The following is a 17,120-nucleotide window of genomic DNA, read 5'->3' on the forward strand; positions in this document are numbered from 1 at the left end:
GAAGTTCGCCCCATTTTTATATCCTGTTATTTTTCAATAGGATCTTTCATTGCTTGCAACACGGCTTGCGGTACAAGCTCACTCACATCGCCACCGTGTAGATGAATTTCTCGCACCATTGTAGAAGACACAAATGCCCATTTTTCACTTGGAGGGAAGAATAAACTTTCTACGCCTTGTCCATTTTCATTTTTTGTCAATAAACGGTTTAGGCTGGCAAGTTGCAGTTCGTATTCAAAATCAGTGGTGGTTCGTACACCACGGATAATGGCGTGAATGTGTTTTTCTTTCACGACATTGGCAAGTAAATCAGCAAAGCCAAAAACCTCTACATTTGGCAAGTGCGCCACGGCTTGCTGTGCAATTTTTACTCGGCTATCTAAATCAAACAGAGGCTTTTTACTCGGGCTGGCAGCAATGGCAACAAAAACGTTTGAAAAAAGCACCGCACTTCGCTCAATAATATCTAAATGCCCATTTGTGATAGGGTCAAAAGTGCCGGGATAAATCACAGTTGTCATTGTCTTTCCTCGCTTAAATAAGGCTGTAATAAATCTAATAGGCGTTGCAAGGCGCCACGATTTTCTAATAATACCGTATAGCCTGCTTTGCCGGTGCGTTCACGTAAGGTGGGGGAATTAAGCAAAATTTCCACCGCTCTTGCAATTGCGGCAGCATTATTATTCACTTCAACAAAGCCCTGAACTTCCATTAACTTGCGGTAAACTTCTGGGAAATTGAAGGTATATTTGCCACTCACCACGGGGATTTGAAAGGCTAACGGTTCAAGTGGATTATGCCCTCCCCGTTTCACTAAACTGCCCCCCACAAAGGCAACATCAGCCAATGCATACATTAACATTAGCTCACCCATCGTGTCGCCTAACACCACTTGGGTATCAGGTTGTGGCACGCGATTTTCACTACGGCGAACAAAGGTGAAATGCTGCTTTTCAATTTGTTCCGCCACCTGATTAAAGCGTTCAGGGTGGCGCGGCACGAGAATCAGCAATAAATTAGGAAAGGCTTGTAATAATAAACGATGACTTTCCAAAATCAGGCTTTCTTCACCTTCGTGGGTACTCGCCGCTACCCATATAGGGCGTTGTTGTTTCCACTGGATTTTGAGCTTTTCTGTTTCTGTAAGTAAGCTCTCACTTAATACGAGATCATATTTGATATTGCCAGTGAGTTTGAGCTTTTGTGGATTATAGCCCAGTTTGAGATAACGCTGACCGCTGATGTTATCTTGCGGTGCAATCAAGCTGATTTTACTTAAGATCGCTTGGATATAGCTTTCCAACCAGCCATAGCGTTTTGCTGATCGGGCAGATAAACGAGCATTGGCAATAATAAAAGGAATATGCTGTTTATCTAGTTGATAAATTAAATTCGGCCAAATTTCGGTTTCGATCACAATGCAAGCTTTTGGCTGAATAAAACCAATAAAGCGTTTGATCGCACCGGGTAAATCATAAGGCAAATAAAAATGACTGACTTGCTCACCAAAGGCCGCTTTGACGCGTTCAGATCCCGTTGGCGTTACGGTGGTTAGGGTAATGGCTAAATCAGGGTAAGTACGTTGAATCGCTTTCACTAATGGCGTGGCTGCAATGACTTCGCCCACCGATGCCGCGTGAATTAACACACCATTCGGTTTCGGTGGGGTTTGTGAGGCAGAATAAATAGCATAACGCTCCAAAATTCGCTGACGATAAGCCGGCGCTTTGAAGCTACGTAATAAAATAAATAACCAAATAAGCGGTTGAACAAGATACATTATGCTGGTGTAAATTCTGTGCCACATAGCCGTTTCTTCATTAAATAGCGAGAAAACCGAGAACTTCTCCGCACTTTATTGAGACAAGAAACAAAGTGCGGTGGAATTTCGCGACGTTTTTATTTTATGGATTGTTCAATAATTCCACCACCAAGGCAAATTTCACCTTGATAAAACACTGCTGATTGCCCCGGTGTAACCGCAATTTGCGGTTCATCAAAACGTACTTCGATGCTATCATCATTAATTGGGATAATTTGACAAGGAATATCCGTTTGACGATAGCGTGTTTTCACAGTGCAACGCAGGGGTTCACGAATCGGCTGGCGATCTACCCAATGTAGCTGTTGTGCAATTAAGCCACTGGATAGCAACGCGGAATTATCTAACCCCTGAGCCACCACTAACACGTTATTTGTGAGATCTTTTTCGACCACATACCACGCATTTTCTGCTTTACCTTTCACCCCACCAATGCCTAAGCCTTTGCGTTGCCCTAAGGTATGATACATTAAGCCTTGATGACGCCCAATAATCTCGCCTTCCGTTGTCTTAATATCACCCGGTTGAGCAGGCAAGAAACGGGCTAGAAAATCTTTAAATTTACGCTCGCCGATAAAACAAATGCCAGTCGAATCTTTTTTCTTGGCGGTAACCAAGCCTAAATCTTCTGCAATGGCCCGCACCACGGGCTTTTCAAGCTCGCCAACAGGGAAAAGGCTTTGCCCCACTTGGCGTTCACTCAAGGTGTAAAGAAAGTAACTTTGATCTTTATTCGTATCTAAACCACGCAACAATTGCGCTTTGCCATTGTGATCTCGACGACGCACATAATGCCCTGTGGCGATATAATCTGCTCCTAAATCTTCTGCCGCATATTCCAAAAAGGCTTTAAACTTGATTTCTTTGTTGCACAAAATATCAGGGTTAGGTGTGCGGCCTGCTTTATATTCCGCTAAAAAATGTTCAAAAACATTATCCCAATATTCTGCGGCAAAATTGATTTTATGTAATTTGATCCCGAGCTTATCGCAAACCGCTTGTGCGTCTGCCAAATCCGCTGCTGCGGTGCAATAATCCGTATCATCATCTTCTTCCCAATTTTTCATAAACAAGCCTTCCACTTGGTAGCCTTGTTGTTGAAGAATAAATGCGGAAACAGAGGAATCTACCCCGCCAGACATACCACAAATCACTTTTATTTTACTGTTTTCTGCACGTTGTTCTTCACTGAGTGCTGGAAAATATTGTTCGTAAGTTTTTGATTTCATCATAATTTTGCTTAATTTTTTTACCGCACTTTCGTTTCCCCATTGGGGCATTATTTGACTTCGTAAAAGTTATTTTCGCTTTTGTTGAAACGCTCTAATTCTGATGCGTCCACTTCACCTTTCTCTACTTTTGCTTTTAAGTTATCGCAAGGCTCATCACAATCGCAGACTTTTTTTAACCCCAACGCGGAGATCCCCCCGCAGCTTCCTGCAATGGATTTACGTTTAATAATATAGCCAATAGACATAGCAAAAATAACGAGGACGAAAAAGCCGAAAGTAATAAAAAAGAGTTCCATATTTCCCCCTTATTGGTTGATGAGTTGTTTAAATGCAGAAGATATTTTTACCTCAAATCCTTTTTCCGTTTTGATAATTAAATAAACGGCAAGTTTTTGCTGCTCTGCAATATCCAGTGCTTTCGCTTCACCCAGCACAAATAGCCCTGTTGAAAGCCCGTCTGCGGTCATTGATGACGGCGCTAATACGGTAATCGAGGCTAAATGATGTTGGATTGGTCGCCCAGTTTGTGGATCAATTTCGTGCGAATAACGCACGCCATTTTCTTCAAAGTAAATGCGATAATCACCTGAGGTTGCCATTGCTAAATTATGTAGCCCAACAACTTGCTCAACACTTCTGGAACCGTCAAAGGTAGGCTTTTCAATGGCAATTTGCCAAGGTTTGTTTTCGCTATTATTTCCTTTAGCACGAATTTCGCCACCAATTTCTACCATATAGTTGCCAATGCCTAAACTTTCTAGGTAATCCGCCACTTGATCCACACCAAAGCCTTTGGCAATCGAAGATAAATCCACATAAAGTTCTGGCACAGTTTTTTCTAAGTAAAATTTACCCGCACTTTCACTGAGTTTTAATTTTTCAATGCCAACCCACGCACGGCGTTCATCAAGTTGTTGCTGGCTCGGTGCTTTTTCCACGCGTTTTTCGGGGCCAAATCCCCATAAATTCACCAAGGGGCCTACGGTAACATCTAATGCACCTTGTGTAACCTTATTTAAGCGAATGGCTTCACCTATCACTTTGGCAAGATCGGCTGAAATTTCAATGGGCGTATTAACTTGACGATTTTGATTAAAGCGACTTAATTCAGAAGTCGGAATATAAGTGGACATTTTATCATTAACGTCTTTTAAAATATGTTCAATCCCCTCGTGTGTATCGGCAACCGATTGTGAGCCTTCCTCAGTGATGTATTTGATATGGTAGGTTGTTCCCATTGTTTTTCCACTTAAGGTCACAATTTCAGGCTCTTTTTGGCAGGCGGTTAAGCAGCAAGCCAAAAGTATTCCCATACTCCAAGCATAAACGGATTTTAATTTTCTTCGCATTAGGCAATCACTCATTTTGGTTTGGCTAAAAATGGTTAAAGCGGTCAGAAATCTGACCGCTCTTTTTTGTCGTGAAGCAGTGTTATCAACCGCCAAAATCATCTAGTAAGATGTTTTCATCTTCAACGCCAAGATCTTTAAGCATTTTGATTACGGCAGCATTCATCACTGGTGGTCCACACATATAGTATTCACAATCTTCTGGCGCTTCGTGATTTTTTAGATAGTTTTCATAAAGCACATTGTGGATAAAGCCGGTGTAACCATCCCAATTATCTTCAGGCAATGGATCAGAAAGTGCCACGTGCCATTGGAAATTGTCATTTTCTGCTTGTAAGGTATCGAAATCTTCCACATAGAACATTTCACGTTTAGAACGCGCCCCATACCAGAAAGACATTTTACGTTTAGATTTCAAACGTTTTAATTGGTCAAAGATATGTGAACGCATTGGCGCCATACCAGCCCCACCACCGATAAAGACCATTTCAGCATCGGTTTCTTTGGCAAAGAATTCACCAAACGGACCAGAGATAGTGACTTTATCACCCGGTTTTAATGACCAAATGTAAGATGACATTTGTCCCGGTGGTGCATCTGGATTGCGTGGTGGTGGCGTTGCAATACGCACATTCAGCATAATAATGCCTTTTTCTTCTGGATATGAAGCCATTGAATAAGCACGTACAATAGGCTCATCCACTTTTGAAACATAACGCCATAGGTCATATTTATCCCAGTCTTCGTGGTATTCTTTTGGAATATCGAAGTCTTTGTAATATACCGTATGCGGTTCAGCTTCAATTTGGATATACCCCCCCGCACGGAATGGGACTTCTTCCCCTTCAGGAATTTGTAATTTTAACTCTTTAATGAAGGTCGCTTTATTATCGTTAGAAATAACGGTACATTCCCATTTTTTCACGCCAAAGACTTCTTCAGGTAACTCAATTTGCATATTGGTTTTGACATTAACCTGACAAGCAAGGCGATAACCTTCTTTTGCTTCACGTTTTGAGATATGGGAAAGTTCAGTAGGTAGAATATCTCCGCCACCTTCTGTAACTTTCACCACACACTGACCACAAGAGCCACCGCCCCCACAAGCAGAAGACACGAAAATCCCTTTACTGGCTAATGCGCCTAATAATTTTCCACCTGCTGGTAAATGAATGGCTTTATTTGGATCGTGATTAATTTCAATAGTAATGTCCCCCGAGTTTACTAGCTTAGATTTAGCAAACAAGATAATTGCTGCTAAAGCTAAAACCACAATCGTGAACATTGCAATACCTAAAATAATTTCCATTTAGTATCCCCTTCTTATAACTGAATACCTGAAAATGACATAAAGCCAAGCGCCATTAGACCTACCGTGATAAAGGTAATCCCTAAACCACGTAAACCTGCTGGGATATCAGCATATTTCATTTTTTCAGTTAAACCAGCAAGTGCAACGATAGCAAGCATCCAACCTGTACCCGCACCAACTCCATAAACCACGGATTCCGCAAAATTATATTCACGTTGAACCATAAAGGAGACGCCACCGAAAATCGCACAGTTTACGGTAATTAACGGTAAGAAAATCCCTAATGCGTTATAAAGTGCGGGGAAAAATTTGTCTAAAACCATTTCGAGGATTTGAACCAACGCAGCAATCACCCCAATAAAGGTAATAAAGCGTAAGAAACTTAAATCCACCCCTTCCACTAACGCGCCATCTTTTAAGATGTGAGTGTAAACAATTTGGTTGGCAGGCACAGCAATCCCCAATACCACGATTACCGCAATCCCTAAACCAAACGCGGTTGAAACTTTCTTTGAAACAGCAAGGAATGTACACATACCAAGGAAGAAAGAAAGTGCCATATTTTCAATAAAAATGGACTTAACAAAGAGACTTAAATAATGTTCCATTGCTTATTTCTCCACTTGTTCTGGTTTCCACGTTCTTAAGCCCCAAATTAAGAAGCCGATAATAAAGAACGCACTTGGTGCTAAAAGGAAAAGCCCGTTTGCTTGGTACCAACCGCCGTCTTGGATGGTTTGGAAAACAGTCATACCAAAGATTTTACCTGAACCAATTAATTCACGCAAAAACGCAACAATAATCAAAATAGTCCCGTAACCAATACCGTTACCTAAGCCATCAACAAAACTCGCTAATGGGGGTTCTTTCATTGCGAATGCTTCTGCACGTCCCATTACGATACAGTTTGTGATAATCAAACCAACGAATACGGAAAGCTGTTTAGATAACTCATAAGCATAGGCTTGCAACACTTGATCCACAAGGGTTACTAATGATGCAATAATTGCCATTTGCACGATAATACGGATACTGTTTGGAATATAATTACGGATACAAGAAATGAAGAAACTTGAAAATGCCGTAACCAAACTTACTGCGATAGCCATTACCACCGCGGTTTCTAATTTTGTTGTTACCGCTAAAGCAGAACAAATACCCAAGATTTGCAATGCAATTGGGTTATTGCTCACAATCGGAGATAACAATAATTTTTTCATATTTGCATTAGCCATTAGTTAGCCTCCGCTCTAAGTTTATCTAAATATGGACCAAAGCCATTACGATCAAACCAGTAATCGAAAGAACCTTGTACCCCTTTCGTTGTTAAGGTTGCACCAGATAAACCATCAATACCGTGTTCTTTATCTGCTGAAGCCCCTTTACCAATTTTAATCGCAACTTGATTTTGTTCATTAAAGAGTTTTTTACCTACAAAGTATTTTTGCCAGTTTGGATTAGCAATTTCGCCCCCTAAACCAGCCGTTTCACCTTGCTCATAATAAGTAATCCCTTTAATGGTATTTGCATCCGGTGCAACAGACACAAAACCATACATCACAGACCATAATCCCGTACCATAAATTGGTAAGACAATTTGTGAAGTTTTGCCTTGTGCATCTTTTACCAAATAAACCTCAGCGTATTTTGCCCGCACTTTAATACCAGCTTTATCATCTTCTGGTTTAATTGCGACACTTTCAGCTGGATTTTTCACCGCAACACGCGCATCAAAATTCGTGATGTTATTAACATAATCACCTGTTGCAAGATCAACAATTTTAGGCTCAATGTTTTCCGCATAAAGTGCTTTTATTTCCGCCCCTTTTGCTTTCGCTGGGAGTAACCCTGCCACACTGAGAATGTTTTTCTGTTTATCTAATAATTTTTGCTCATTTTGCGTCGGTTTTAAACCTACTGCCGCACTTGCTACGATAATTGAGCAAACTAAGCTGACTAGAACAACAACAAGGATTGTTCCGCCAACACTATCTTTATTAAACTTAGCCATTGCGCGCTCTCCGACGTTTGATATTTGCTTGAACAACCAGATAGTCAAAAATTGGGGCAAATAAGTTAGCTAATAAGATGGCTAACATCATTCCTTCTGGATAAGCAGGGTTTACCACTCGAATAATCACTGCCATTGCACCAATTAATGCGCCATACCACCATTTCCCTTTATTTGTAAATGAGGCGGATACAGGGTCTGTTGCCATAAATAACATACCTAACGCAAAACCACCTAACACTAAATGCCAATGCCAAGGCATTGAGAATAATGGGTTTGTCTCTGAACCAATCACATTGAATAGGGTAGAAGTGGCAATCATACCGATCATCACACCCGCGATAATACGCCACGAAGCAATACGGGCGAATACAATCACCGCAGCCCCAATTAATAATGCAAGGGTCGAAACTTCACCGATTGAACCCGGGATATTCCCTAAGAAAGCGTCCATCCATTGAATTGGCTGACCGGTGGTAACTTGTTTTAATGCTCCTTGACCGCCGGTTGCCCATTGTGAAAGTGCGGTTGCACCAGAGAAACCATCAGCGGCGATCCATACGGAATCCCCTGAGATTTGTGCTGGATAAGCAAAGAATAAAAACGCACGCCCTGCTAATGCTGGGTTCATAAAGTTTTTACCTACACCACCAAACACCTCTTTCGCCACAACAACACCGAAAGTGGTCGCTAGTGCCGCTTGCCATAATGGCAATGTTGGCGGAACGATAAGGGCTAATAAAATAGAGGTTACGAAGAAACCTTCGTTGATTTCGTGTTTACGCACCATGGCGAATAACACTTCCCAGAAACCGCCCACAAGGAATACGGTTAAATAAATTGGTAGGAAGAAAATCGCCCCTAATGCCATTTTAGCAAGTACACCTGCATCAGGCGACACTAAACCTAATGCGTTTGCTAAGGCAAAATGCCAGTCATTCGCCACATTTTGTGCTAAGTTTTGTGCAAAATCGCCGACGTTTAATGCAAGGATAGATTGCGCCCCCACATTAAACATACCGTAGAACATTGCTGGAAATAACGCCAGCCACACTAATACCATCATACGTTTTGAATCTAACGCATCACGGACGTGAGAAGCTTTCGCTGTTACTGTACCGGGGGTATATAAAAAGGTTGCCGTTGCTTCAAACAGTGCATACCATTTTTCATATTTACCACCCGGTAAAAAAGCAGGTTCCATTTTCTCTAAAAGATGTTTTAAACCCATTTTTAACCTTCCTTCTCGATCTTATCTAAAGCCGCACGCAGCATTGGACCGTAATCATTTTTACCCGGACAAACGAATGTACAAAGTGCTAAATCTTCTTCATCTAACTCTAAGCAACCTAATGCTTGCGCACTATCGGTATCGCCTGCACTTAAATCACGCAGTAATAATGTCGGGATAATATCTAATGGCATCACACGTTCATAAGCGCCAATTGGTACCATTGCACGGTGTCCACCATTAAGTGCGGTGGTAAAATTGAATAATTTATGGCCGAAATGACCTAATACGGTACGGGTGATCGAATATTTATTTGCGCCCGGCATAATCCAACCGAGGAACTCTTTCTCACGCCCTTCTACAAGCACAGAAACCTGTAACGCATAGCGTCCTAAGTAAGCTAATGCGCCTTCCGCTTTATGACCGCTTAACACAGAGCCTGAAATAATGCGGTTTTCGCCTTCTTTTAATTCGCCTTCAGTTAATTGGGCTAAATTAGCACCAAGTTGCGTGCGAATTAAACGTGGATTTTTCACCTGCGGACCAGCTAATGCGACAACACGATCTGTAAACAATTCACCCGTGGTAAATAATTTACCGATAGCAATCACATCTTGATAGTTTAAATGCCAAACTTGCTTGGTTGCCCCCACAGGATCGATAAAGTGAATATGTGTACCAACAAGTCCTGCAGGATGTGGACCTTTAAAACGGTTAGTTTGCACATTTTCAATTTGGCGACTTTGTGCTGCATTTAAGATATTAGAATCAGCGCCACCACAAAGATGGATCATTTTTTTGCCGTCAAACAAACGGCTTAACACCGTTAAGCCATCAAAGAAAGCTTGCTGATGTTCTGCAATAATCACTTCTGGATTTGCCGCTAATGGATTTGTATCCATTGCATTGACAAAAATAGAAGAAGGTACCGCATCAATAGCTGGCACTTTACTAAATGGACGGGTACGCAATGCTGTCCAAAGCCCTGAGGCTTGTAAGTTTTGACGAACTTGCTCCGAAGTTAAACTTTTTAGCTCATCGGCAGAATATTTATTAAAGGTAACCTGATCATCACCTTCGATTTGAATCACTACTGATTGCAACACACGCTTAGCACCGCGATTAATCGCAGTTACAGTACCGCTGGCAGGGGCAGTAAATAATACGCCGGGGTTCTTTTTATCTTCAAAAAGTACCTGACCTTTTTTCACTACATCACCTTCACGCACCTTCATTGAAGGACGCATTCCCACATACTCTTCGCCAAGCAAGGCAACTTCAGTAACGGCATTGCCGCTATGGATTACTTGTTCTGGCTTCCCAGCAATAGGAAGATCCAAGCCTTTTTTAATCGTAATCATATTGTATGCACTACTTTTCGTTAGATTAAAAATATAGCTATCGCAAGATAAAACGCAATGCGATAACCTCGTCTTGAGTAATGATTTTTGCTTAATTATCAACGATGAATGCAAAAAACATCGTCATAATATCCACTCCAACCACATAAATTTAAAACTCAAATTCTGTTTAGATTTTATACCGCGCATAAAACTAAACGCGCAATATACGTTAAAATTTTGATAAAAATTAGCAGTTCATTTTAACTAAATAATAACTTTCATTCCACTTTGACAAACAGTTTTTCCTGCTTTTTCGCAAAAAAACCGCTCTGTTCTTGTGGAAAATCAAATTTTGCAAAAACCTGTTAGCTAATCTTACCTCGTATGAGGTAGCTTGTTTATTGCCCGACACCTAAACAATTTGGTGATTTTGGGAACTGCTGTTCCAACGCTTGCCATTCATCTAATGTATAAGTATGTAAGGCTAATGCGTGGATACCCTGTTTCAATTCTTCTGCTAATAACTGATACAACATTTGATGGCGCGCGACCTTTCTCACCCCATTAAATTCATCGCTCACTAACACCACTTTAAAATGCGAATCTGCACCACGCCCCGAACTGTGCATATGGCTTTCATTTTCGATATGTAAAAAGTGCGGTGCAAATTTTTGCTGAATTTTTTGTGTTAAAATTTGTTGAGTATTCATTCTCGTTTCCTTTTGATGATCAATCGCACATTAAAGTAAGGTCGTTTTATTTGTGCTTAAATGTTATGAATAAATTTGCCAGCGCAAAGACTATACATTCATAATGAAGTTTGCAAGAATAACCCTTTCTTTTTTGTTAGCGAGGAAATGACTATGCGTTTTACCAAACTCTCTCTCATCAGCTTATTTTCAAGTGCCGTGCTATTATCTGCTTGCCAATCTCAGCCCAGTAACACGCTCACTTTTACCCCACCTAGCCCAAGTGTACAATTCAATACCGCAAATCAACAGGCGGTGCTAAACATTTTAACCCGCGATGTGCGCCAACAACCTGAAGTATCGAGCTATGTTTATAATGAAAAAATATTTAAACTCTTTGCTAAACCAACGCCAACCGAGCTTTTCGATCAAGTCATCAAACAAGATTTAAATGCCAAAGGTTTCCGCATTGCGGCAACACCGGCTCAATCCAACACCAACGTCATTGTGAATATCAATAAATTCTATGCCGATATTGATCAGGGCAATTTGCGTTACAAAATCACAGCAAATGTACAACTTAGCGTTCAAGTACAGGGTGCAAAAGGGCAATTTAATAAAAATATTGGTTCATCAAGAACCCAAGAAGGGGCGTTCAAAGCCAGTAATGAAAATATCCAGAAGGTGCTAACCCAAGCCTTGCAAGAAACCGTGAAAAGTATTTATCAAGATCAAGACATCGCTAATGCGATTAATCGCTATTCCAATTAATGTGATGGCTATCTTGCTTTATTTTGAAATAACACAGTCTAGCTGGTTTTCACTTATTGCAAAGTGAAGCCGCAATAAAAGAAAACCTTGCAAACTAACGCAAGGTTTTTTATTACCTAAAATGGCGAACGTGGGCGGAGTCGAACCGCCGACCTGTCCCTTAGGAGGGGACTGCTCTATCCTGCTAAGCTACACGTTCTTTGGCGATTCAGTTTCGCATAAATAGGTGATGATGAAAAGCAAATACTGAGAAATAAAGTGCGGTGTTAATTTTGTTAATTTTTAATCAGAAAAGAGAGGATAATTAGATATGAAAAAGCCGCTAATTTTCATTAGCGGCTGTTAAGAATTTGGCTCCTCCTGCTGGACTTGAACCAGCGACATATGGATTAACAGTCCACCGTTCTACCGACTGAACTAAGGAGGAATAGTGGTGCCTCGAGGCGGAATCGAACCACCGACACGGGGATTTTCAATCCCCTGCTCTACCGACTGAGCTATCGAGGCAACGCATCAGTGGTGCGTATTAAACGATTTTTACCGCGGTAAGTCAATCATTAATTTTAACTTTTTTACATTTTTTTATTCGTTTGAATATTTAACAGACGAAACGCATAGAAATACAGCAAAAATTGTGTAAAAAAACGAAACCACTTTTAATACTTATCGTCTAACACGATAACTTTTTTGTGCTTTATCCACCTTAATGAGATAATTTCTTGCCTGTGAAGAAGGATGTGCCGTCGTTAAAATACGGTACACTTGCTCAGGATACAAGCGATTAATCTGTTCAATTGCCATCTCTTTATCTTCGTGAAACACACGTAATACTGCGCCAGCACCACTGTTATAAGCTGAGATCATTGCAAAACGTTTAGATGTCGGATTGGTAATACCATCTAAATATTTATTTTGTAATAACCATAAATAAGACGCACCTGTATCAATATTCTTTTCAGGATCAAATAAATAACTTTTTGATGGTTGCCCACTACGCCCTTTCATTTGGAATACATCACGTCCTGCCGTATGTGGCACAACTTGCATTAATCCCACGGCATTGGCATAGCTAATCGCATAAGGGTTAAAACTTGATTCTGTCTGCATAATGCCGAGGATTAAACTTTCATCAAGGTTATAACGTCTTGCGGCACGACGTACCATAGGTAAATATTTTTGCGCGCGCACTGCAACGTGATTCGCAATCATTGGAATCACCACAAATTGCACCACTTTGCCATTACTCAAACGACGCGTCTGTAATTTATTTTGCAATAAATAATTGGCAAAATTACTTGCTGTCGTTACATTCGCAATTTGTCCACCCAAATTATCCACAACCTGCCCTAAGAGGAACGGGCGTGAGCTAATCGGTACATCACCAGAAGCAAATAGATCAATGCCTTTAGCATCAGATCCCATTAATAATGTATGTACAATGGCATTATGTAAGCGATTTACATCACTTAATGTTTCAACCGTAATACTCCCTTCATCAAAACTCACGTGGCTACGCGTATAATAACTATCCGTATATTTCACATAATCTTTACGGCTAGCAACCAATAACTCATTAACGCCCCAAATTTGATCAATATTATGGGAAAATTGTCCAGTTAAAATATCTAGCCCTTGTGTATCTTTTGCAAAGGCTTCATCATAATCAATCCTTTTATGGCTTGAGCCACTACAAGCAAATAAAAAAGGAATAATCAACGCAACAACATATTTTTTCATAGTGTTTTTTCTGCTGGTGGAACATAACCTTCAATGTGAACCTCTTTGCCTTCAAACAAAAAGTTCACCATTTCTTGTTCTAATAATTGACGATGTTCGGCATTCATCATATTTAATTTCTTCTCATTAACGAGCATAGTTTGCTTTTTCATCCACTCGCCCCACGCTTGTTTACTGATATGATCAAAAATACGTTTACCTAACTCCCCCGGATAGAGTTGAAAATCTAAGCCATCTGCCTCTTGTTTTAAATAGGCACAAAATACCGTTCTTGCCATTATTCTTTTCCTTTTGCTAACTGTAATAAAAGATTTTTAACTGGTGTTGCCAGCCCAATTTGATCTGGATTTTGCGGATCATACCAATATTTGACCGCACTTTGTATAGAAGATTCATACTTCCCGTGATTTTCACCCACCTTTTTCCAATCAGAGCGATTGCTATCCTCACCCCGATATTCCTGTTTCACATAAATAGGATGAATCATTAAATGAAAGTGGCTAAACGTATGACGAAAAGCCGGCCATTCTTGGTAAAAAGCCACATTTTGACGGGCTAAATACGCCAGTAAATCCTGCTTACTATCAAATTGCGGAAAACAATACAAACCGCCCCATAATCCTGATTTTTCACGCTGTTCTAAGACAACTTTTCCCTGTTCTTGCCAAATCAAAAAATAACTTTGTCGCCCAGGTAAGGTTTTTTTCGGCTTTTTAGCTGGATAAGCTTGCCAATTTTGTTGTAAATTTGCACCGCACTTTGTAGCTAAAGGACAAAGTTCGCATTTGGGTTTTGTGCGTGTACAAACCATTGCGCCAATATCCATCATCGCTTGATTAAAATCCGCCACACGCTGTTTTGGTGTAACTTCTGCACTTAACTGCCAAAGCTGATTTTCTACTTTCTTCTCTCCAGCCCAACCTTGCACGGTAAAATAACGTGATAATACCCGTTTCACGTTACCATCTAAAATTGGGTAAGGGGCATTTAAACAAGAAGATAAAATCGCCCCCGCAGTACTACGCCCAATCCCTTTTAATGCCTGCACTTGCTCAAATTCAGTGGGAAAATTACCTTGATAATGATCTCGAATATATTGTGCGGATTGGTGCAAATTTCTTGCTCTTGCGTAATAACCTAAACCTGTCCACAAATGTAATACTTCATCAAGAGGCGCATTCGCCAGCGCAGTAATCGTGGGAAAAGTTTGCATAAAACGTTCAAAATAGGGAATCACAGTGGCAACTTGGGTTTGTTGCAACATCACCTCTGACAGCCATACACCATAAAGGGTTTTATTTTTCTGCCAAGGCAAATGCTTACGTCCAAATTGCTCATACCAAGTAAGTACAGATTTTGCAAAAGGAGACGTGGTGGAAGATTGAGCTAATAGCATAAATATAATAGATAAAAGAATGAAAAAACGAAGTGTATCATAGGCAAAATTTATCTTGCAAAAGAATTGCGAAGGAAATGCCATAGAAGAAAAATTTGCCTAAAACAAAAGTGCGGTGAAAATTTCTTAATTTTCCACCGCACTTAGGTTATGAATGATTGAGCAATTAAAGTTTCTCCACTAACGCCACGGCTGCCCCAATATAGGTGGCTGGGGTAAGTTGTTGTAAGCGTTGTTTTTCTGCTACTGGAATGTCTAATTTTTCAATAAACTCACGCATAGCTTGCTCATCAACTCGCTTACCACGCGTCAATTCTTTCAGTTTTTCATAAGGTTTTTCAATGCCATAACGGCGCATTACTGTTTGAATTGGTTCTGCAAGCACTTCCCAATTTTGATCAAGTTCATCACGTAAGTGTTGTTCATTGACCTCTAATTTACTGATCCCTTTTCTGGTTGCCGTATACGCAATTAAACAATAGCCTAAGCCTACCCCGAGGTTACGTAACACCGTCGAATCAGTTAGATCACGCTGCCAGCGAGAAATCGGTAATTTTGCCCCCAAATGCGCCATTACTGCATTTGCCAGTCCTAAATTTCCTTCAGAATTCTCAAAATCAATCGGGTTTACTTTATGTGGCATTGTTGATGAGCCAATTTCTCCCGCAATTGTTCGTTGTTTGAAATGGTTTAATGCGATATAGCCCCATAAATCACGATCAAAATCAATAATAATGGTATTAAAACGTGCGATGTTATCAAATAATTCTGCAATGTAATCGTGTGGTTCAATTTGCGTGGTGTAAGGATTCCATTTAATCCCTAAAGAGGTAACAAATTCTTCGCTAAACTTGTGCCAGTCCAGCTCAGGATAAGCCGATAAATGCGCATTATAGTTCCCCACAGCACCATTGATTTTACCTAGAATATCAATACGTTGTAGCTGTTCAAATTGACGTTTTAGGCGATATACCACATTCGCCATTTCCTTTCCAACGGTAGAAGGGGAGGCTGGCTGTCCGTGTGTACGAGAAAGTAACGGAATCGCCTTATATTCGTGGGCTAATCGACTAATTTCATCAATCAATTTTTGCCATTCGGGTAAAATCACTTCTTCACGCGCGGTTTTTAACATTAATGCGTGAGAAAGATTGTTGATATCCTCGGAGGTACAAGCAAAATGGATAAATTCACTTACTGCGGCTAATTCATCAAGTGCGGTTGTTTTTTCTTTCAAAAAATACTCTACCGCTTTCACATCGTGATTTGTGGTTCGTTCAATTTCTTTAATGCGCTCGGCATCTGCTAAACTGAAATTTGCAACAATTTGATTTAAGTAATCGTTTGCTTTTTTTGATAAAGAAGGAACTTCTTGAATTTGTGTCGTTGCCGCTAATTTTTGCAACCAACGAACTTCAACCTCCACCCGAAACTTGAGTAAACCAAACTCACTAAAAATATGACGTAATGCCGTTGTTTTATCCTGATAACGACCATCAAGGGGAGATATTGCAGTAAGCGCATTTAATTGCATAATAAAAAACTCCTAAAAGGTTGAATAAATTTGTTGTGCTGTTGTAGCGATTTTGCTACGGGAAAAAAGAAGCTGATATTTTTTACCGCCCACTTGTCGCCAAAGTACTGCCGAACGAATTCCAGCTAATAAACACGCCCGAATGCGGTGCTGTATGCCTTGTTGCTGTAAATAATCTGGTGAGCCTAATACTTGAATACGATTACCCAGAGGGCTTATTACATCGACATAAATACTTGCTAGATTACTGATCATCTGTTCATCAAGCAGATGATAGAAATTAAGTTGTGACGGCAAATACGCAATACGTTGAGCAAGTTGTTGTTTTGCCTGCGCGGATTTATTTAACTTCCCTTCTAACGCCAATAAGCTCACCCAATAACGTGTCAGCTCCGCATCTCTGCCATTCAACTGCTCCATTAATATTTGTAACCCAAGTTTAAGATGGGCTTCATTTCCCCCATAAACGGCTAAGGTATTTTCTGGTGAAGTTTGTAACAAAGAATCTAAACTCGCCTTGAATGCATCTGAATCTGCACGACCATTATGCGCAAATTGTTGAACTAATTTTGCCGCTTGGCACACACCCGCTAAGGCAAGCGTGATGGGGTAATAATCAGCCATAAGGAGATAAAAACCATTATGTGGAAAGAAATATTAAAAAGTGTGGGCAATATAGCATTTTTCATAGGT

General features: G+C 40.4%; 18 protein-coding genes and 3 tRNA genes. 1 reads left to right on the forward strand and 20 read right to left on the reverse strand.

What is annotated here, in order from left to right; genetic code table 11:
* Window positions 1-26 precede the first annotated feature (26 nt).
* The 12 genes from coaD to L4F92_RS00890 form a co-directional block, all read right to left on the reverse strand.
* Window positions 27-521: a pantetheine-phosphate adenylyltransferase gene (gene coaD, locus L4F92_RS00835; RefSeq protein ID WP_250363869.1), complete on the reverse strand. Its 495-nt coding sequence runs from the start codon at window positions 519-521 to the stop codon at window positions 27-29.
* On the reverse strand, window positions 518-1,807 hold the full coding sequence (gene waaA, locus L4F92_RS00840; protein WP_250363870.1) for a lipid IV(A) 3-deoxy-D-manno-octulosonic acid transferase: 1,290 nt from the start codon (window positions 1,805-1,807) through the stop codon (window positions 518-520). The genes coaD and waaA overlap by 4 nt, the downstream gene beginning before the upstream one ends.
* Before the next feature lie 92 nt (window positions 1,808-1,899).
* A complete protein-coding gene (gene mnmA, locus L4F92_RS00845; RefSeq protein WP_250364521.1) occupies window positions 1,900-3,051 on the reverse strand; it encodes a tRNA 2-thiouridine(34) synthase MnmA in 1,152 nt (383 codons plus the stop codon).
* Window positions 3,052-3,101: 50 nt separating this feature from the next.
* A complete protein-coding gene (gene nqrM / locus L4F92_RS00850) occupies window positions 3,102-3,350 on the reverse strand; it encodes a (Na+)-NQR maturation NqrM (RefSeq protein WP_250351355.1) in 249 nt (82 codons plus the stop codon).
* A 9-nt stretch (window positions 3,351-3,359) separates the two neighbouring features.
* A complete protein-coding gene (locus L4F92_RS00855; protein ID WP_250364522.1) occupies window positions 3,360-4,367 on the reverse strand; it encodes an FAD:protein FMN transferase in 1,008 nt (335 codons plus the stop codon).
* A 121-nt stretch (window positions 4,368-4,488) separates the two neighbouring features.
* Window positions 4,489-5,712 carry an NADH:ubiquinone reductase (Na(+)-transporting) subunit F gene (nqrF, locus tag L4F92_RS00860; protein WP_250351353.1) on the reverse strand — a complete coding sequence of 408 codons (1,224 nt, stop codon included), beginning with the start codon at window positions 5,710-5,712 and terminating at the stop codon, window positions 4,489-4,491.
* Window positions 5,713-5,726: 14 nt separating this feature from the next.
* A complete protein-coding gene (gene nqrE / locus L4F92_RS00865; RefSeq protein WP_250363871.1) occupies window positions 5,727-6,323 on the reverse strand; it encodes an NADH:ubiquinone reductase (Na(+)-transporting) subunit E in 597 nt (198 codons plus the stop codon).
* A 3-nt stretch (window positions 6,324-6,326) separates the two neighbouring features.
* Window positions 6,327-6,950, reverse strand: coding sequence for an NADH:ubiquinone reductase (Na(+)-transporting) subunit D (locus L4F92_RS00870; protein ID WP_250351351.1), 624 nt, complete (start codon window positions 6,948-6,950; stop codon window positions 6,327-6,329).
* Window positions 6,950-7,726 carry a Na(+)-translocating NADH-quinone reductase subunit C gene (locus tag L4F92_RS00875; RefSeq protein WP_250351350.1) on the reverse strand — a complete coding sequence of 259 codons (777 nt, stop codon included), beginning with the start codon at window positions 7,724-7,726 and terminating at the stop codon, window positions 6,950-6,952. The genes L4F92_RS00870 and L4F92_RS00875 overlap by 1 nt, the downstream gene beginning before the upstream one ends.
* The gene (locus L4F92_RS00880; protein ID WP_250363872.1) at window positions 7,719-8,957 is read right to left on the reverse strand and encodes an NADH:ubiquinone reductase (Na(+)-transporting) subunit B; all 1,239 of its coding nucleotides are present in this window, start codon (window positions 8,955-8,957) and stop codon (window positions 7,719-7,721) included. The genes L4F92_RS00875 and L4F92_RS00880 overlap by 8 nt, the downstream gene beginning before the upstream one ends.
* A gap of 2 nt (window positions 8,958-8,959) precedes the next feature.
* Complete coding sequence (locus L4F92_RS00885) at window positions 8,960-10,318, reverse strand: Na(+)-translocating NADH-quinone reductase subunit A (RefSeq protein ID WP_250363873.1); 1,359 nt, start codon at window positions 10,316-10,318, stop codon at window positions 8,960-8,962.
* A 380-nt stretch (window positions 10,319-10,698) separates the two neighbouring features.
* Window positions 10,699-11,010 (reverse strand): BolA family protein, encoded by a 312-nt coding sequence (locus L4F92_RS00890; protein ID WP_250363874.1) that lies wholly within the window; start codon window positions 11,008-11,010, stop codon window positions 10,699-10,701.
* A gap of 147 nt (window positions 11,011-11,157) precedes the next feature.
* Between L4F92_RS00890 and L4F92_RS00895 the strand changes: the two genes are divergently transcribed.
* Window positions 11,158-11,760 (forward strand): YajG family lipoprotein, encoded by a 603-nt coding sequence (locus tag L4F92_RS00895; RefSeq protein ID WP_442778764.1) that lies wholly within the window; start codon window positions 11,158-11,160, stop codon window positions 11,758-11,760.
* A 122-nt stretch (window positions 11,761-11,882) separates the two neighbouring features.
* Here the strand turns inward: L4F92_RS00895 and L4F92_RS00900 are convergent.
* The 8 genes from L4F92_RS00900 to hflD all read right to left on the reverse strand — a co-directional run bounded on the left by L4F92_RS00900 (window position 11,883) and on the right by hflD (window position 17,051).
* Window positions 11,883-11,959: transfer RNA gene (locus L4F92_RS00900), tRNA-Arg, on the reverse strand.
* A gap of 152 nt (window positions 11,960-12,111) precedes the next feature.
* A tRNA-Asn gene (locus L4F92_RS00905) sits at window positions 12,112-12,187 on the reverse strand.
* 4 nt (window positions 12,188-12,191) lie between these two features.
* Window positions 12,192-12,267 (reverse strand) — tRNA-Phe (locus L4F92_RS00910).
* 156 nt (window positions 12,268-12,423) lie between these two features.
* Window positions 12,424-13,497: a membrane-bound lytic murein transglycosylase MltC gene (gene mltC / locus L4F92_RS00915; RefSeq protein ID WP_250363876.1), complete on the reverse strand. Its 1,074-nt coding sequence runs from the start codon at window positions 13,495-13,497 to the stop codon at window positions 12,424-12,426.
* The gene (locus tag L4F92_RS00920; protein WP_250363877.1) at window positions 13,494-13,775 is read right to left on the reverse strand and encodes an oxidative damage protection protein; all 282 of its coding nucleotides are present in this window, start codon (window positions 13,773-13,775) and stop codon (window positions 13,494-13,496) included. The genes mltC and L4F92_RS00920 overlap by 4 nt, the downstream gene beginning before the upstream one ends.
* Window positions 13,775-14,893 (reverse strand): A/G-specific adenine glycosylase, encoded by a 1,119-nt coding sequence (gene mutY / locus L4F92_RS00925; RefSeq protein WP_250363878.1) that lies wholly within the window; start codon window positions 14,891-14,893, stop codon window positions 13,775-13,777. The genes L4F92_RS00920 and mutY overlap by 1 nt, the downstream gene beginning before the upstream one ends.
* Window positions 14,894-15,059: 166 nt before the next feature.
* Complete coding sequence (gene purB, locus L4F92_RS00930) at window positions 15,060-16,427, reverse strand: adenylosuccinate lyase (protein ID WP_250363879.1); 1,368 nt, start codon at window positions 16,425-16,427, stop codon at window positions 15,060-15,062.
* Window positions 16,428-16,439: 12 nt separating this feature from the next.
* Window positions 16,440-17,051 carry a high frequency lysogenization protein HflD gene (gene hflD, locus L4F92_RS00935; RefSeq protein ID WP_250351341.1) on the reverse strand — a complete coding sequence of 204 codons (612 nt, stop codon included), beginning with the start codon at window positions 17,049-17,051 and terminating at the stop codon, window positions 16,440-16,442.
* Window positions 17,052-17,120 lie beyond the last annotated feature (69 nt).

Source organism: Avibacterium sp. 21-595 (genome assembly GCF_023611905.1).
Classification (GTDB): domain Bacteria; phylum Pseudomonadota; class Gammaproteobacteria; order Enterobacterales; family Pasteurellaceae; genus Avibacterium.

What these genes read in the sequence shown, in the direction of transcription:
- coaD (WP_250363869.1), bottom strand. Translation starts at nt 521, where the DNA reads ATGACAACTGTGATTTATCCCGGCACTTTTGACCCTATCACAAATGGG.
- waaA (WP_250363870.1), bottom strand. Translation starts at nt 1,807, where the DNA reads ATGTGGCACAGAATTTACACCAGCATAATGTATCTTGTTCAACCGCTT.
- mnmA (WP_250364521.1), bottom strand. Translation starts at nt 3,051, where the DNA reads ATGAAATCAAAAACTTACGAACAATATTTTCCAGCACTCAGTGAAGAA.
- nqrM (WP_250351355.1), bottom strand. Translation starts at nt 3,350, where the DNA reads ATGGAACTCTTTTTTATTACTTTCGGCTTTTTCGTCCTCGTTATTTTT.
- L4F92_RS00855 (WP_250364522.1), bottom strand. Translation starts at nt 4,367, where the DNA reads ATGGGAATACTTTTGGCTTGCTGCTTAACCGCCTGCCAAAAAGAGCCT.
- nqrF (WP_250351353.1), bottom strand. Translation starts at nt 5,712, where the DNA reads ATGGAAATTATTTTAGGTATTGCAATGTTCACGATTGTGGTTTTAGCT.
- nqrE (WP_250363871.1), bottom strand. Translation starts at nt 6,323, where the DNA reads ATGGAACATTATTTAAGTCTCTTTGTTAAGTCCATTTTTATTGAAAAT.
- L4F92_RS00870 (WP_250351351.1), bottom strand. Translation starts at nt 6,950, where the DNA reads ATGGCTAATGCAAATATGAAAAAATTATTGTTATCTCCGATTGTGAGC.
- L4F92_RS00875 (WP_250351350.1), bottom strand. Translation starts at nt 7,726, where the DNA reads ATGGCTAAGTTTAATAAAGATAGTGTTGGCGGAACAATCCTTGTTGTT.
- L4F92_RS00880 (WP_250363872.1), bottom strand. Translation starts at nt 8,957, where the DNA reads ATGGGTTTAAAACATCTTTTAGAGAAAATGGAACCTGCTTTTTTACCG.
- L4F92_RS00885 (WP_250363873.1), bottom strand. Translation starts at nt 10,318, where the DNA reads ATGATTACGATTAAAAAAGGCTTGGATCTTCCTATTGCTGGGAAGCCA.
- L4F92_RS00890 (WP_250363874.1), bottom strand. Translation starts at nt 11,010, where the DNA reads ATGAATACTCAACAAATTTTAACACAAAAAATTCAGCAAAAATTTGCA.
- L4F92_RS00895 (WP_442778764.1), top strand. Translation starts at nt 11,158, where the DNA reads ATGACTATGCGTTTTACCAAACTCTCTCTCATCAGCTTATTTTCAAGT.
- mltC (WP_250363876.1), bottom strand. Translation starts at nt 13,497, where the DNA reads ATGAAAAAATATGTTGTTGCGTTGATTATTCCTTTTTTATTTGCTTGT.
- L4F92_RS00920 (WP_250363877.1), bottom strand. Translation starts at nt 13,775, where the DNA reads ATGGCAAGAACGGTATTTTGTGCCTATTTAAAACAAGAGGCAGATGGC.
- mutY (WP_250363878.1), bottom strand. Translation starts at nt 14,893, where the DNA reads ATGCTATTAGCTCAATCTTCCACCACGTCTCCTTTTGCAAAATCTGTA.
- purB (WP_250363879.1), bottom strand. Translation starts at nt 16,427, where the DNA reads ATGCAATTAAATGCGCTTACTGCAATATCTCCCCTTGATGGTCGTTAT.
- hflD (WP_250351341.1), bottom strand. Translation starts at nt 17,051, where the DNA reads ATGGCTGATTATTACCCCATCACGCTTGCCTTAGCGGGTGTGTGCCAA.